Origin of the sequence: Arthrobacter sp. NPDC092385 (assembly GCF_044755105.1) — a bacterium.
Taxonomy (GTDB): Bacteria; Actinomycetota; Actinomycetes; order Actinomycetales; family Micrococcaceae; genus Arthrobacter_D.
Genome location: NZ_JBIVQL010000010.1, coordinates 1 through 15,344 on the forward strand (window position 1 = coordinate 1; position 15,344 = coordinate 15,344).

Here is a 15,344-nt window from a genome sequence, read left to right on the forward strand (position 1 = left end):
CACCCGCTACGACAAGCTCTCGCTCACCTACCGCGGCGCAGCCGTCCTCAGAGCCATCACACTCTGGCTCCAAGCATTGGGAGACACGCCCTAGGCCTGGTGCACCAGCACAGGGGTTGATCCCCTGGCATGCATACGGAGAAGAACCCGCCACGGCGGGTTCTTCTCCGTTTAACGCTCCTGCCCCGTCCTGACCCAGCGGCCTGCCGGGAGGCCGGCTCGTCCGGCTTCCTCCACTTCGCTCCCCGGCGGCCGCAGGTTCGTTCCGCCGCGCCAGCAGTGGACCCGCCTCCCCGGGAACGGACCCGGAAGGGGGCGCGCCACGGCCCGGATGCATTGACCGTGGGGACTTGTGGAGTAAAGTGGGGAATATAAGAGCAAGGCAGCAACGCGCTGGGCTTGGCGGACTCAGAACAGGCGGTCAGGGATGTTCCTCGGAACTCACACCCCCCGCCTGGACGAGAAGGGCAGGCTCATTCTCCCCGCCAAGTTCCGGGAGGAACTGAGCGAGGGGCTGGTCCTCACGAGGGGCCAGGAGCGCTGCATCTACGTGTTCAGCATGAGTGAGTTCGAAAGGGTTCACGAACAGATGCGGGCGGCGCCGATCTCGTCACGCCAGGCGAGGGACTACAACCGCATCTTCCTCTCAGGGGCCTCGGACGAGGTGCCTGACAAGCAGGGCAGGATCACCATCCCGCCGGCACTCAGGACCTACGCGGGACTGGACCGGGACCTCGCGGTCATCGGGGCCGGAAGCCGCGCGGAGATCTGGGCTGCCGAGGCATGGGAGTCCTACCTGACGGAGAAGGAGACGGCCTTCTCCGAGACGGACGAGGATGCCTTCCCGGGCATCATCTGACATCACAGCAGGACCAGCAGGACACAAGCGCAGCAACGACGCGGGTGGGAACGTCTCCTTGGATGAGATCTCCAGCCGCCGGACAGGGTCCGCCACCTGGCTCCACTTCCCCGGAGCCAGGCGACGATCCACCGGCCGGATGGGGGTCTGATTCAAGAAGGCACATTCCTCCATGCAGCCTGCAGAACACCGAGACGAAGTATGACGAGCTGCAGGGAGGAGAGGGTGCATGCGCGGTGACCGGCCGACGGGCGAGCGACACATTCCCGTCCTCCGAGATCGCTGCGTCTCCCTCCTCGCACCGGCCGTCGCCGCGGCCGAAGCCGCTGGGCGCCGCGCCGTCGTCGTGGACGCGACGCTCGGCATGGGCGGACACTCCGAGAGCATGCTGGAACGCTTCCCCGATGCCCACCTCGTGGGGATCGACCGGGACACCGAGGCCCTGCAGCTGGCAGGGGAGCGGCTGGCTCCCTTCGCCGGCCGCACCGACCTCGTCCATGCCGTGTACGACGAGCTGCCCGAGGTGCTGGCGGACCTGGGCATCGACGGCGTCGACGGCGTCCTCTTCGACCTCGGTGTCTCGTCGCTGCAGCTCGACGAGCGCGACCGCGGCTTTGCCTATTCCTACGACGCGCCGCTCGACATGCGCATGGACACGAGCCGGGGCATCACCGCTGCCGAAGTGGTCAATACCTACGCCGCGGAGGACCTGCTGCGCATCATCCGCACGTGGGGCGAGGAGAAGTTCGCCGGACGGATCGCGACGGCGATCGTGCAGGCGCGCCGGACGGAGCCCGTCCGGACCACCGCCCAGCTCGTCGAGGTCATCCGCGGCGTCGTGCCGGCTGCGGCAGCGCGAACCGGGGGACACCCCGCCAAGCGGACGTTCCAGGCGCTGCGGATCGAGGTCAACGAGGAGCTGACCGTCCTCGAGCGGGCCGTACCGGCTGCCATCGACTCGATCCGTGTCGGTGGCCGGGTCGTCGCGATGTCCTACCACTCCCTCGAGGACCGCATCGTGAAGAGCGCCTTCACCGCAGGAACGAAATCCTCGGCGCCCGTCGGGTTCCCTGTGGAACTCGAGGAGCACAAGGCCTACCTCCGTTCGTTGACGCGCGGCACCGAGGCGCCCACCCCGGCGGAGATCGAAGAGAACCCACGCGCTGCCTCCGCCAAATTGAGGGCAGTCGAGCGAATCACGGCACGACCCGTCGACAGGAAAACCAGATGAGCCAGGCACTGACTGTTGAGAAGCGACACGGCGCTGTCACCTTCGCGGGGAGCGGTGCCCTCGCCGTCACTCACGAACGGCTGGCAGGAGGCTCCACCGGCGCGGTGCGGGAGACGGTGCAGAAGCCGCGTACGCCGCTGTCGGTCGTTCCGGCCCGGCCCACGCGCCGGCGCGTGCCGTTCGCGGTCTTCAGCCTCCTCGTGCTGGCTGCCGCCCTGGCTGCCGTCCTCATGCTCAACATCTCCGTGTCCGGAACCCAGTACGAACTGGTGCAGCTCCGGAACCAGCAGGTCGCCCTGAGCCAGCAGAACGAAGCGCTCGTCCTCGAGATCGAGGGCAGGGAAGCCCCGCAGAACCTCGCGGCCTCCGCCACGAAACTCGGCATGGTCTCCTCCCCGACCTTCGGGACCATTGAGTTAGGTTCGAAGAAGGTGACGGGCACTCCGGAACCTGCGAAGGAAGGCCCGAAACCCGAGGTCCTGATCTCCGCGCCCCACCTCGCCACCGGGCAGCCGGGTGCGGTAGCAGTGGAGGCGCCGGCGGAAGCAGGCATCGAAGCCGATGCCGACGCGAACGACGGCGTCGCGGCGGAGAGCGCAGCCGAGGCTGCGGACACCTCGGCGTCGGGAACGATCCCGGGCCCCGAGCAGGTCGGGTCCGACCGGTAGCAGGCAGCTCGCCCGCCGCCCCGCTACCCGCAGCACCCTTTGATCGACAAGGATTCCTCCGTGACCCCTGCACGCACCGGCAGCCCCGACAGCCTCCGCCTGGCCCTCGGATCGACCCGGCTCCGTGTGGGGCTGGCCTTCGTGCTGGTCCTGCTGATGGTCCTGGGCCTCCGCCTGTTCCAGCTCCAGGCCCTCGACCTCAACGGCATGGCGCAGGCCGGTCTGTCCAAACGGCTGACGAGCACCGCGGTACAGCCCATCCGGGGTTCGATCGTCGACATGAACGGCAAGTACTTCGCGCGGAGCGTCGAACGCTACGACATCGTCGTCGACCAGCGGCTGAGCGCCGTCGAGGAGTTCGACCGCACGGCGGCCGGCTCCGACGAACGCGAGACGGACATCCCCATCGATCAGGGATTCGACGAACTCTCGGCGGTCCTCGGGATCGACGCGGAGACCCTGAAGTCATCCATCATGGGGGACAAGAGCTTCAACTACGTGGCGCAGTCGGTGACGCCCGAGGTCAAGGACCGTGCCCTCGCCATCGGTATCCCCGGTGTCTACGCCGACATGACGAGCGTCCGTACCTACCCGGCAGGGCCGGTCGCCGGATCGATCATCGGCTACGTGGGTACCGACGGCGCCGCCCGGTCGGGGCTCGAGGTGTCCCTGGACGACCAGCTGACGGGTGAGGCCGGAAGCCGGACCTTCGAGATCGGTGGGGACGGCATCCGCATCCCGTACGCGACGAACGAGGACGTCCCTGCGGTGGACGGGCAGAGCGTGCGGCTGACCATCGACCAGGACCTGCAGTGGTTCGCCCAGCAGACCATCGCCTCCCAGGTGAAGGACTACGACGCGGAGTGGGGCAACATCGTCGTCGTCGAGGCGAAGACCGGTGCGATCCGAGCGATGGCCGAGTCGACCACCCTCGACCCCAACGACCCCGAGGCGACACCGGGGGACAAGCGCAGCCCGAACTCCGTCAGCGCGTCCTTCGAGCCGGGTTCGACGACGAAGGTCGTCACGATGGCCGCGGCGCTGGAGGAAGGACTGATCGAACCGACCTCGAAGTTCGTCCTCGAGAACCGGTACACGGTCGGCAACCAGACCTTCAAGGATTCGTCCGAGCACGAGACCGAGAAGCGGACCGCCGCCGGCATCCTCGCGAAATCGATGAACACCGGCACCGTGCAGATCGGCGAGAAGCTCACCAAGCAGGAACGCTACGACTGGCTGAAGAAGTTCGGGATCGGCGAGCCGCTCGGAACGGGTCTCGGCGAGGAGAACCAGGGCCTGCTGACGACGCCGGACCAGTGGGACGACCGCCAGCAGTACACCGTCCTGTTCGGGCAGGGCCTGACCCAGACGGCGCTCCACACCGCCATGGTGTACCAGACCATCGCCAACGACGGCGTGCGCCTCGAGCCACGCCTCATCGACGCGTACATCGATCCGGACGGCACGGAGCACGTGGTGCCCCAGGACGAGGGCACCGAGGTGGTGTCCGAAGGGACGGCCGCCGAGATGCGGAAGATGCTCGAGACGGTGACGCAGGAAGGCTCGGGCAAGTCGGGAGAGCTCGAGCAGTACCGCGTCGGTTCCAAGACCGGCACCGCGGAGGCGCCCAGCCCGACCGGCGGATACGACGGCTACACTCTCTCCTACGCCGGGATCGCGCCCATCGAGGACCCCCAGTACGTCGTCGTCGTCACGCTTCAGCGGCCCCAGGGAGACCTGTACTACCTCATTCCCGGCCAGTCCTTCCAGAAGGTCATGAAGCAGGTCCTCAATTCGAACAACGTCCCGGCCTCGACGACCAAGCCGGACATCTACCCGGTCGAATACTGACCCGGAGGCCAGAGCACAGTGCAACCGAACACCACGCAGGGAAGCGCCGCTTCCCTGATGCGACCCCGTGTCCCGCACCCGGTAGGACTGTCGGAGGCCCTCGACGCCATCGGGACGCTCGCCGGCCCCTCGGTCCCGCGGCAGCTGCCGACCGTCTCCGGCATCACGCTCGACTCGCGGTCGGTCCTCCCCGGCGATGTCTACGCCGCCCTGCCGGGGGCAACCCGGCACGGGGCCGAGTTCGCTGCGCAGGCCGTCCTCGCCGGCGCCGTCGCCATCCTCACCGACCCTGCCGGGGCGGAGATCGTGGGACGCCAGGCCACACCGGGTGCGGACGTCCCTCCTGTCGTCGTCGTGCCGGATCCCCGGCGCGCCGTGGGCCCGCTGGCCCGCGCCATCTTCGGTGGCCGACCGGACGACGACGCCTCCGCTCCGACGCTGTTCGGGATCACCGGGACGAACGGCAAGACGACCTCCACCTACTTCCTCAATGCGCTCCTCGAGGCGCTGGGGAAGTCCACGGGCCTGATCGGGACCATCGAGATCCGCGCGGGCGGCGAGGCCATCCCCAGTGCGCTGACCACCCCGGAATCGCCGCAGGTGCATTCCCTCCTCGCCCTGATGCGCGAGCGGGGCCTGGCGGCGGCCTCCATGGAGGTGTCCTCCCACGCGCTCGAGTTCGGTCGCGTGGACGGCGTCCGCTTCGACGTGGCCGGCTTCACGAACCTGACCCAGGACCACCTCGATCTCCACGGCACCATGGAGGACTACTTCGCCGTCAAGGCCGCACTCTTCACCCGCGAGCGCGCCCGCCGCGCGGTGGTGCTGGTCGACGACGCCTGGGGCCGCAGGCTCGCCGGAACCGCGGAGGTACCCGTCCTCACCCTGCGCACCCAGGCGGAGGCACCTGGGGATCCCTACCCTGCCGACTGGACCGTCACCGGCGTCGGGCAGAGCGGGCTCGGGCACGCCTTCGTCCTCCGGTCCGGCACGGGGGACGAGCTCCGGGTGCGCAGCGGCCTGCCCGGGACCTTCAACATCTCGAACGCGGCGCTGGCGACCGTCATGGTCCTTGCGTCGGGAGTTCCCGTCGAGGACGTCCAGGACGCGCTGGACACCCATGACCCGTTCACCACCGAGGTTCCCGGCCGCATGCAGCTCATCGGCGAGGCCCCGGCGGCGATCGTCGACTTCGCCCACAATCCCGATGCGCTCGAGCGCACGCTGGCGTCGGTGCGGCGGCCCGGGGGCCGAGTCATCTCGGTGTTCGGGGCGACCGGCCAGCGTGACGAGACGAAACGCCCGGTCATGGGTGCGGTGGGCGCGCGCCTGTCCGACATCCTCATCGTGACGGACGACGATCCCCACGACGAGGACGACGCCGTGATCCGCCGTGCCGTCCGGGAGGGCGCCGAGGCCGCCGTACGGGACGAAGGACTGGAGTGCGAGGTGCTGGAGGTGTTCCCGCGAGCCGATGCGATCGACCGCGCCGTCTCCCTGGCCACGGCATCGGACACCGTTCTCGTCGCCGGCCGCGGCCACGAGGTGTGGCAGGAAGTGAAGGGCATCAACCTCTCGCTCGACGACCGCGTGGAACTGCGGTCCGCGTTGACAAGGCATGGATTCTCTGGGCTTTCCGCGTCCGGGATAGAGTCCTGAACCGTCATGATTGAATTCAGCGCAGCCGAGATCGCGGCACTCACAGGAGGGGTCCTGGTCGGTACCGACCCCGCCGGTCCTGCCATCACCGTCACCTCCGCGGCCACCGACTCGCGCGAGAGCGTCCCCGGGTCGCTCTTCGTCGCGAAGCCCGGCGCGGAGTCGGACGGGCACCTGTTCGTCGAGTCCGCCTTCCGGCGCGGCGCCGTGCTCGCGCTGGCCGAACGGCCGGTGCCCGACGCCGACGGCGTCCCGTTCCCGTCCGTCGTCGTGCCCGACGCCGTCCTCGCGATGGGCGCGCTGGCCGCCGAGACCGTCCGCCGCCTGCGCGCCGCCGGAGACGTGACGGTCATCGGGATCACCGGCTCGGCCGGGAAGACCACCACCAAGGATCTCCTGGCCGGGATCCTCGCGGCCGAGGCACCCACGGTCGCGCCCCGCGGCTCCTACAACGGCGAGGTCGGCGTGCCGCTGACCGTCTTCGAGGCGGGGTGGGACACGCGGTACCTCGTGATCGAGATGGGCGCCACCAAGCCCCGCCACATCGCCTACCTGGCCTCCCTCGTGCAGCCGGACATCGGCGTCGTCCTCGGTGTCGGCTCCGCCCACGCCGGTGAGTTCGGCGGCGTCGAGAACATCGCCCTGGCCAAGGGAGAACTCTTCGAAGCGCTGGCACCCGCCGGCACGGCCGTGATCAACGCCGACGACGAGCGCGTCCTGGCGATGCAGGGCCGCACCGGGGCACGGAAGGCGTTCTTCACCTCGTCGGCCGATTTCCCGGCGGACGGCCACGACGTGGTGCGCGCGCGGAACAGCACGACGACGGCGGCTGGCAACCCCTCCTTCACCCTCGTCTTCCCGGACGGCAGCGAGCACGACGTCGTCTCCCCGCTCCTCGGCCTGCACCACACCGCGAACCTGCTGGCCGCAGCCACGGTCGCCTACGGGGTCGGCGTCGCCCCCGACCGCATCGCCGCGAGCCTGCGGAACCAGGCGGCCGCGAGCCGCTGGCGCATGGAGCGCACCGAGCGCGCCGACGGCGTGACCGTCATCAACGACGCCTACAACGCGAACCCCGAATCCATGCGGGCCGCCCTGCGGACCCTCGCCGAACTCGGGCGGGAACGGGGACGGCGGACCTGGGCCGTGCTCGGGGAGATGCTCGAACTGGGGGACCGCTCCATCGAGGAGCACGACCTGCTCGGCCGCGTGGTGGTCCGACTGAACATCTCGAAGCTCATCTGCGTGGGACCGAACACGCGGGCGCTGTTCAACGGCGCAGTGCTCGAGGGCTCCTGGGGGAGCGAGGCCGTGCACGTCGACGACGTGGAGGCGGCGGAACGCCTGCTGACGGCCGAACTCGTGCCCGGTGACATCGTCCTCTTCAAATCCTCCAACGGAGCCGGGCTGCGCTTCCTCGGCGACCGCGTGGCACACGCGCTGCCGGACGCGGCGTCCGGCGACCAGGCAGCCCACACGCCAGACCTCCCGAACGCAGACTTCGAGGCGGGCAGTGGACCTGACGCCTCCGGAAAGGCCCACCAGCCGTGATAGCACTCCTCATAGGCTCGGCCTCCGCGCTCTTCTTCGCGTTCGTCGGCACGCCCCTGTTCATCAGGCTCCTGGTGAACAAGGGCTACGGCCAGTTCATCCGCGACGACGGCCCCACCGCCCACCACACCAAGCGCGGTACCCCGACCATGGGCGGGGCCGTGATCGTCGGCTCGGTCCTGCTGGCCTACTTCCTGACCCATCTGCTCATGATGGCCACGGGATCCCCGGTCGGCGGGCCCAGCGCCTCCGGCCTGCTGCTGCTGTTCCTGGCCGCGGGCATGGGGCTGGTCGGTTTCGCCGACGACTACATCAAGATCTCGAAGCAGCGCAGCCTCGGCCTGAGCGCCCCGGCCAAGATCATCGGCCAGAGCGCCGTCGGCATCGTCTTCGGGGTCCTGGCCCTCAAGTTCCCGAACGCGGAGGGCCGCACACCGGCCTCGACGGCCATCTCCTTCATCCGCGACACCCCGATCGACCTGGCGTTCGCCGGGACGCTCGTCGGTGCGATCCTCTTCGTCGTGTGGTCCAACCTCATCATCACGGGGGCGAGCAACGGCGTGAACCTCGCCGACGGGCTGGACGGACTCGCGGCGGGAGCCTCCATCCTCGTCTTCGGCGCCTACATGCTGATCGGCATCTGGCAGAGCAACCAGAGCTGCGGCACACCCGGAGCCGGCAGTGTCTGCTACGAGGTGCGCGATCCGCTGGACCTCGCCCTGATCGCCGGGTCCATGTGCGGAGCGCTCGTCGGGTTCCTCTGGTGGAACACCTCGCCCGCGAAGATCTTCATGGGGGATACCGGATCGCTGGCCATCGGCGGTGCGATCGCGGGCTTCGCCATCCTGTCCCGTACCGAGCTCCTGCTGGTCATCCTGGCCGGACTGTTCGTCATGATCACGCTCTCGGTCATCATCCAGGTCGGCTACTTCAAACTCTCCGGCGGCAAGCGCGTGTTCAAGATGGCGCCGCTGCAGCACCACTTCGAGCTCAAGGGCTGGCAGGAAGTGACGGTCGTGGTGCGGTTCTGGATCCTCGCAGGACTGTTCGTCGCCGGCGCGCTCGGAATCTTCTACGCGGAATGGGTCGTGGGATGAGCCCGGCGGACGGCGTCGCGCCCCCCAATACCTGGGAGAGCCCGCGGCTGAAGGACCTCATCACCTGGGACGCGGACTGGGCCGGCCTCCGGGTCGTCGTCGCCGGTATCGGAGCCTCCGGTTTCTCCGCGGCGGACACCCTGATCGAGCTGGGTGCCGCCGTCGTCGTCGTCGACGGGAGCGCAACCGAGGAGAACGAGGCGAAGGCCGACACGCTGCGCATCGTGGGCGCGCGTGACGTGCTCCTCGGCTCCGAGCACGCCGCCGCACTCCCACGCGTGGACGGCGAGCAGCCCGACCTCGTGGTGACATCACCCGGCTGGCGGCCCACGCAGCCGCTGCTGGTGGACGCCGCAGCCTCCGGTGTCCCCATCTGGGGCGACGTCGAACTGGCCTGGCGCGTGCGGATCCGGGAGGGGCGCCGCACCGCGGAGTGGCTGACCATCACCGGCACCAACGGGAAGACCACGACGGTCGGCCTCACGGAGTGCATGCTCCTCGCCGCCGGGAAGCGGGCCGTCGCAGCAGGCAACGTCGGCACGCCCATCCTCGACGTCATCCGCGACCCGCAGGGCTACGACTTCCTCGCCGTCGAACTGTCGAGCTTCCAGCTGCACTGGGCCCACTCGATCTCGCCGCTCGCCAGCGTGTGCCTCAACATCGCCGAGGACCACGTCGACTGGCACGGCAGCTACGAGGCCTACCTCGCGGCCAAGGCCTCGGTCTACGAGCGGACCAGGATCGCCTGCATCTACAACGTCGAGCAGCGGGAGACGGAGGCGATGGTCGAGGAGGCCGACGTCGTCGAGGGCTGCAGGGCCGTGGGATTCACCACCGGCATGCCCTCCGTCAGCATGATGGGCGTTGTCGAGGACCTGCTGGTGGACCGTGCGTTCATCGAGCAGCGCAAGGACTCCGCCGCCGAACTGGCCTCTGTTGGCGAACTCGGCGAGGTCGTCCCGCGGCACCTGGTCGCCAATGCCCTGGCCGCGGCCGCCCTCGTGCGCGCCGCCGGCATCCCGGCGTCGGCCGTGCGCGACGGCATCCGGGCGTTCCAGCCGGGGGACCACCGCATCCAGGTCGTCGCGAACGAGGACGGCGTGCTCTGGATCAACGATTCCAAGGCCACCAACCCGCACGCCGCCTCCGCGTCCCTCGCCTCGTTCTCCTCCGTCGTCTGGATCGCGGGCGGCCTCTCCAAGGGCGTCTCCTACGACGACCTCGTCGCCGACCACGCGAAGCGCCTCCGCGCCGTCGTCCTGCTCGGAGCGGACCCCACTCCGCTCCAGGGGGCCCTCAGCCGACACGCGCCCGAGGTTCCCGTGTCCCTCCACCCCAGCCTTCACACTGGACGGGGGCCGACGAGCGGCGGGTCACCCGATCCGGTAGCCGGCGAAGCCCTGATGCAGTGGGCTGTTGCCGAAGCAGCGCGCCTCGCCCAGGACGGCGACACGGTGCTGATGGCTCCGGCAGCCGCGTCGATGGACCAGTTCTCCTCCTATGCGCATCGGGGAGCCGCCTTCATGGCGGCCGTCCGTGCGCGTGGCGGTCAGGGGACAACCGCGAAGGAGTCGTAATGGTGTCCACGCCAACCCGTCCCGGAGGACGCAAGCCCTCCGTCCGGCCGGCCCGGGCCAAGGAGGCGGGCCGGCCTGCCACCCCGGCCGGTGCGACCCCGGCGTCCGCCGCGACGAGTGCCGCCGCGAAGGCGCACACCGTCAAGGCCGGCGGGACGACGACGGCGGCGCACCCGGCGGAGACGGCGGAGCAGAAGCCGAAGGGCCTGCGCGCACGCCTGCGGCGCGGCTGGGTGCTCCTCGAGGGATCGGACCGCGCCCCCTCGGGTTCGAGCTACTACCTGATCCTCGGTGCCGCCCTCGCGCTCACGGCCATCGGCCTCATGATGGTGCTCTCGGCATCCTCGGTCGAGGCGATCTCCGAGGGCAAGGACACGTTCGATCTCTTCATCAAGCAGGCCGTCTGGGCCGGCGCCGGGCTCGTGCTGATGCTCGTGCTCTCCCGGCTCGGCCCCCGCGCCTACAAGGCACTGGCCTGGCCGAGCCTCGGCCTCGCCATCGTGTTGCTGGTCCTGGTACTCGCCATCGGCGTCGAGATCAACGGCAACAAGAACTGGATCCGGATCGGCAGCCAGACCTTCCAGCCGTCCGAGCCGACCAAACTGGCGCTGGCGCTGTGGTTCGCGGCCGTGCTGGAACGCAAGAAGGCGCTGATCAGGGACTGGAGGCACGCCCTGATCCCGGCCCTGCCGTTCGGCGGACTCCCGATCGGCCTCGTGCTGATCGGTGGCGACCTCGGGACCGGGCTGGTGCTCATGATGATCGCCGGGGCTGCACTGTTCTTCGCGGGCGCCCCCCTCAAGCTGTTCGCCCTCACGGGGACCGCCGCACTGGCCGGTTCGCTGCTGATGGTCGCGACGAGCTCCAACCGGGGCGGGCGCATCAGCGCCTGGCTCGGCCTCAACTGCGACGACGGGGCGGATCTGTGCCTGCAGTCCGACAACGGGTTGTTCGCCATGGCCTCCGGCGGATGGTTCGGCGTGGGGATCGGCCAGAGCCGGCAGAAGTGGAACTGGATCCCGGAAGCGCACAACGACTTCATCTTCGCCATCATCGGCGAGGAGTTCGGACTGATCGGCACGCTCGTCGTCGTGCTCCTGTTCGGCATCCTCGCGGTGGCCACCATCCGGGTGGCCCTGCGCTACACCGATCCGTTCGTGCGGATCCTCATGGGCTCGATCCTCGTCTGGCTGATCGGACAGGCCTTCGTCAACATCGGCATGGTCACGGGCCTGCTGCCCGTGATCGGGGTGCCGCTGCCCTTCATCTCCTACGGAGGGTCCGCCCTGACCTTCACACTCGCCGCCGTCGGCGTCCTGCTGTCCTTCGCACGCAAGATGCCGCACGCACAGGCACCGGTATCGGCGGACTCCCGAACCGCCACGCCCTCCACCCCAGGAAGAGACCACGCACATTCATGACACACCCCTCCACGCCTGAACGCGCGGTGTCGGTCGTCCTCGCGGGCGGCGGCACGGCCGGCCACATCAGTCCCCTCCTCGCGATCGCTGGGGCGATCGTCGACCAGCGGCCCGGTACCCGCATCACCGCCGTCGGGACGGAGGCCGGCATGGAGACGCGACTCGTCCCCGCCGCCGGCTTCGAGCTGCGCACCATCGACCGCGTGCCCATGCCGCGGCGCCCGTCGATCGACCTCGTCAAGCTCCCTGTCCGCCTCGTCCGCGCCGTCCGGCAGGCCCGCGTGATCGTGAGGGAGGCCGCCGCCGACGTCGTCGTGGGAGTGGGCGGCTATGTCTCCACGCCTGTCTACCTGGCTGCGTGGATGCAGCGCGTGCCCGTGGTGATCCACGAGGCGAACGCGCGTCCCGGCATCGCCAACCGGGTCGGTGCGCGTATCGCCTCACGCGTCGCCGTCGCCTTCGACGGCACCGGCCTCGCCGATGCCGTGCTGGTCGGGATGCCCATGCGGCGGAGCATCGCCGAACTGGACCGCGCCGCGAGCCGTGCTGCGGCCCGCGCCGCCCTCGGGCTGGAGCGGGACCGACCGACCCTCATCGTGACCGGCGGGTCGTCCGGGGCTGCGAGCCTCAACCGGTCCGTCGCCGCCGCCGTGCCCGCGCTGACCGCGGCCGGCGTCCAGGTCCTCCACATCACGGGGCGTGGCAAGGAGGTCCTCGGGGACGACGGCGACCGGCTCGCAGCGCCCGGCTACCACCAGGTCGAATACGTCGACGGCATGGAGCGCGTCTACGCGGCGGCCGACCTCCTGGTCGCCCGCGCCGGGGCTGCCACGGTGAGTGAGATCAGCGCCGTCGGCCTGCCCGCCGTGCTCGTACCGCTACCGCACGGCAACGGGGAGCAGAAGCTCAACGCCGCGGGACTCGTGGAGTCCGGCGGTGCCGTCCTGGTCGAGGACGCGGCCTTCACCGCCGACTGGATCCGGGCGAACGTCCTGACGCTGGTCACCGATCCCGCGCGGCTCGGCGCGATGTCGAGTGCGTCCTACGCGCAGGGCGTGCGGGACGCGGACCGCCGGATGGCCGGCCTGGTCCTCGAGGCTTCGGAGGGAGCACGATGAACGTCCCCCTGCAGGAACCCGTGCACTTCATCGGGCTGGGCGGCGCCGGGATGTCCGCCGTAGCACGCGTCCTCCTCGGCCAGGGACTGCGGGTCTCCGGGTCGGACGCCGCCGACTCCAGGGGCCTCCGCGCCCTGGCGGCCCTCGGTGCCGACGTGCACGTCGGGCACGCGTCCGGTGCCGTGCCGGCCGCAGGGACCGTCGTCGTGTCCTCGGCGATCCGTGCGACGAATCCCGAACTCGTCGAGGCCCGTCGGCGCGGGCTCCCCGTCCTGCACCGATCGCAGGCACTCGCCGCGGCGATGAACGGACGCCAGGCGATCGCCGTCGCCGGGACGCACGGGAAGACCACCACGACGGCGATGATCACCGTCCTGCTGCGGCAGGCAGGGCTCAATCCCTCCTTCGCGATCGGCGGCGACGTCGCGGCGCTCGGCGTGAATGCCGAGTGGACCGGCGGGGACGTCTTCGTGGCGGAAGCGGACGAGTCCGACGGTTCCTTCCTGAACTACACCCCGCGGATCGCCGTGGTCACCAACGCCGAGGCGGACCACCTCGACCACTACGGCACGGCCGACGCGGTGCACGAGGCGTTCCGGCAGTTCGCGCAGCGCGTGCCCGAGGACGGCCTGCTCGTGGCCTGCGGCGACGATCCCGGTGCTGCCGCGCTGGCCACCGGGGTGCCCGAGCCGCGCCGCGTCCGCACCTACGGGTACACCGGGACCGCGGACATCAGGATCAGTGACACCAGGGCCGTCGGCAGCACCACCAACAGCGTGCTCTCGTTCGCCGTCGACGGACTGGACGCCCAGCAGGAGCTGCAGCTGAGCGTGCCGGGACGCCACAACATCCTGAATGCCGCAGCGGCCTTCGCCGTGGCGCTGGAACTCGGCGTGGACCCGGCGGTCGCGGCCACGGGGCTCTCGCTGTTCTCCGGAGCGGCGCGCCGCTTCGAGGCACGCGGGGAGGGCGACGGCGTCCGCGTCTTCGACGACTACGCCCACCACCCGACGGAGGTGCGGGCGGCGCTCACTGCGGCCCGCACGGTCGCCGGGGAGCACCGCGTGCACGTGCTCTTCCAGCCCCACCTGTTCTCCCGCACGCGGGAATTCGCCGGTGGATTCGCCGACGCGCTCTCCCTCGCGGACACCGCGACCGTCCTGCCGGTCTACGCGGCGCGCGAGGATCCCGTCGACGACGTCGGGGGCTGGACGATCACCGACCTCATGCCGGGGTCCGGTGCGGCGTACGTGGAGGACCCGTCCGAGGCCCTGCGGCTCGTTTCCGGGCACGCGCGGGCCGGAGACATCATCCTCACCATCGGTGCCGGAGACGTCACGCAGTACGGCGTCCAGCTGGTTGCGCGGCTCCGGGAACGCGCCGTCGCTGCGGAACCGTCGGAGGGTACGGCGTGACGCCACGGAAGCCGCGCGTCACGACGCGCACGGCACCGGCTCGCGGCAGCGTGTCGCTGCTCGACCGCCAGGACGGAGCCCGGCCGCAGGGGAACGTCCTCGACTTCCCGGCGCGGAGGAGGTCGCACCGGCTGCGGAACGCCCTCCTCTCGGTCGTGGCGGTGGTCCTCGTCCTCGGCGGCGTCGTGGCCTACGTGGTCTTCTCACCCGCCCTCGCCCTGCGGGAAGTGGTGGTCGAGGGCAACTCGCTGGTCACGACGGCGGAGGTCGACGCCGCCCTCGCCCCCCTGATGGGGACATCCCTCACCAGGATCTCGCCCGAGAAGGTGCGCGGGCTGCTGGCCGACAAGGCGCCGATCGAGGACGTCGACATCGCCGCGGAACCGCCCTCGACCCTCGTGGTCACCGTTCGGGAGCGCGTCCCCGTCGCCGTCCTGCAGAACGGCGCCGAGTTCGTCCTCATCGATTCGGAGGGACGCCAGCTCACGAGCGTGGCGCAGCGCGACGACGTCAGGCTGCCGCTGATCGACGGCGGGACCAACGCGGTCAACTCCGAGGTCTTCTCGTCCATCACCGCGGTCCTGGCCGAGCTGCCCGCGTCCGTCCTGTCCCGGCTCAACAACGCCTCGGCGGCGAGTGTGGACTCCATCCGCCTGTCCCTGTCAGGGGACCGGAAGATCTTCTGGGGGAGCGCGGAACGCAGCGCGGAGAAGGCCGACGTGCTCGAGGCGTTGCTGGCGATGCCGGAGACCGACCCGCCGGTCAGGGAGTTCGACGTCAGCACCCCGGACCGGCCGGTCACCAGGTGACGGAAGCGCAGCGCATCCGGGCGACACGCCGCGCCGACACGCCCGACACGCGGTGTCGGGTCGTTGCAACGCCCGACGCATGCACTAG

Annotated in this window: 12 protein-coding genes; all 12 read left to right on the forward strand. The window is 70.2% G+C overall.

The features are described from left to right. Window positions 1–427 precede the first annotated feature (427 nt). The 12 genes from mraZ (at window position 428) to ACIQCY_RS13405 (ending at window position 15,256) form a co-directional block, all read left to right on the forward strand. The gene (gene mraZ / locus ACIQCY_RS13350) at window positions 428–859 is read left to right on the forward strand and encodes a division/cell wall cluster transcriptional repressor MraZ (protein ID WP_400484381.1); all 432 of its coding nucleotides are present in this window, start codon (window positions 428–430) and stop codon (window positions 857–859) included. A gap of 229 nt (window positions 860–1,088) precedes the next feature. Beyond that, entirely contained in the window at window positions 1,089–2,090 is a 1,002-nt protein-coding gene (rsmH, locus tag ACIQCY_RS13355; RefSeq protein WP_400484382.1) for a 16S rRNA (cytosine(1402)-N(4))-methyltransferase RsmH, read from the forward strand. Then, on the forward strand, window positions 2,087–2,758 hold the full coding sequence (locus tag ACIQCY_RS13360; RefSeq protein WP_400484383.1) for a hypothetical protein: 672 nt from the start codon (window positions 2,087–2,089) through the stop codon (window positions 2,756–2,758). Before rsmH ends, ACIQCY_RS13360 begins: the two co-directional genes overlap by 4 nt. Before the next feature lie 60 nt (window positions 2,759–2,818). Then, entirely contained in the window at window positions 2,819–4,609 is a 1,791-nt protein-coding gene (locus tag ACIQCY_RS13365; RefSeq protein WP_400484384.1) for a peptidoglycan D,D-transpeptidase FtsI family protein, read from the forward strand. Between the two features lie 57 nt (window positions 4,610–4,666). Continuing rightward, entirely contained in the window at window positions 4,667–6,268 is a 1,602-nt protein-coding gene (locus tag ACIQCY_RS13370; RefSeq protein WP_400484475.1) for a UDP-N-acetylmuramoyl-L-alanyl-D-glutamate--2,6-diaminopimelate ligase, read from the forward strand. Between the two features lie 6 nt (window positions 6,269–6,274). Next, complete coding sequence (gene murF / locus ACIQCY_RS13375; RefSeq protein WP_400484385.1) at window positions 6,275–7,819, forward strand: UDP-N-acetylmuramoyl-tripeptide--D-alanyl-D-alanine ligase; 1,545 nt, start codon at window positions 6,275–6,277, stop codon at window positions 7,817–7,819. Next, entirely contained in the window at window positions 7,816–8,916 is a 1,101-nt protein-coding gene (gene mraY / locus ACIQCY_RS13380) for a phospho-N-acetylmuramoyl-pentapeptide-transferase (protein WP_400484386.1), read from the forward strand. Before murF ends, mraY begins: the two co-directional genes overlap by 4 nt. Continuing rightward, window positions 8,913–10,493: a UDP-N-acetylmuramoyl-L-alanine--D-glutamate ligase gene (murD, locus tag ACIQCY_RS13385; protein ID WP_400484387.1), complete on the forward strand. Its 1,581-nt coding sequence runs from the start codon at window positions 8,913–8,915 to the stop codon at window positions 10,491–10,493. The genes mraY and murD overlap by 4 nt, the downstream gene beginning before the upstream one ends. Next, a complete protein-coding gene (gene ftsW, locus ACIQCY_RS13390) occupies window positions 10,493–11,914 on the forward strand; it encodes a putative lipid II flippase FtsW (RefSeq protein WP_400484388.1) in 1,422 nt (473 codons plus the stop codon). The genes murD and ftsW overlap by 1 nt, the downstream gene beginning before the upstream one ends. Continuing rightward, a complete protein-coding gene (gene murG, locus ACIQCY_RS13395; RefSeq protein WP_400484389.1) occupies window positions 11,911–13,032 on the forward strand; it encodes an undecaprenyldiphospho-muramoylpentapeptide beta-N-acetylglucosaminyltransferase in 1,122 nt (373 codons plus the stop codon). The genes ftsW and murG overlap by 4 nt, the downstream gene beginning before the upstream one ends. After that, the gene (gene murC / locus ACIQCY_RS13400) at window positions 13,029–14,447 is read left to right on the forward strand and encodes a UDP-N-acetylmuramate--L-alanine ligase (protein WP_400484390.1); all 1,419 of its coding nucleotides are present in this window, start codon (window positions 13,029–13,031) and stop codon (window positions 14,445–14,447) included. The genes murG and murC overlap by 4 nt, the downstream gene beginning before the upstream one ends. Next, a complete protein-coding gene (locus tag ACIQCY_RS13405) occupies window positions 14,444–15,256 on the forward strand; it encodes a cell division protein FtsQ/DivIB (RefSeq protein WP_400484391.1) in 813 nt (270 codons plus the stop codon). Before murC ends, ACIQCY_RS13405 begins: the two co-directional genes overlap by 4 nt. Window positions 15,257–15,344: the final 88 nt, after the last annotated feature.

Bases quoted from the DNA above. Each gene is read 5' to 3' on its own strand.
- mraZ (WP_400484381.1), top strand. From the start codon at position 428: ATGTTCCTCGGAACTCACACCCCCCGCCTGGACGAGAAGGGCAGGCTC.
- rsmH (WP_400484382.1), top strand. From the start codon at position 1,089: ATGCGCGGTGACCGGCCGACGGGCGAGCGACACATTCCCGTCCTCCGA.
- ACIQCY_RS13360 (WP_400484383.1), top strand. From the start codon at position 2,087: ATGAGCCAGGCACTGACTGTTGAGAAGCGACACGGCGCTGTCACCTTC.
- ACIQCY_RS13370 (WP_400484475.1), top strand. From the start codon at position 4,667: ATGCGACCCCGTGTCCCGCACCCGGTAGGACTGTCGGAGGCCCTCGAC.
- murF (WP_400484385.1), top strand. From the start codon at position 6,275: ATGATTGAATTCAGCGCAGCCGAGATCGCGGCACTCACAGGAGGGGTC.
- murD (WP_400484387.1), top strand. From the start codon at position 8,913: ATGAGCCCGGCGGACGGCGTCGCGCCCCCCAATACCTGGGAGAGCCCG.
- ftsW (WP_400484388.1), top strand. From the start codon at position 10,493: ATGGTGTCCACGCCAACCCGTCCCGGAGGACGCAAGCCCTCCGTCCGG.
- murG (WP_400484389.1), top strand. From the start codon at position 11,911: ATGACACACCCCTCCACGCCTGAACGCGCGGTGTCGGTCGTCCTCGCG.
- murC (WP_400484390.1), top strand. From the start codon at position 13,029: ATGAACGTCCCCCTGCAGGAACCCGTGCACTTCATCGGGCTGGGCGGC.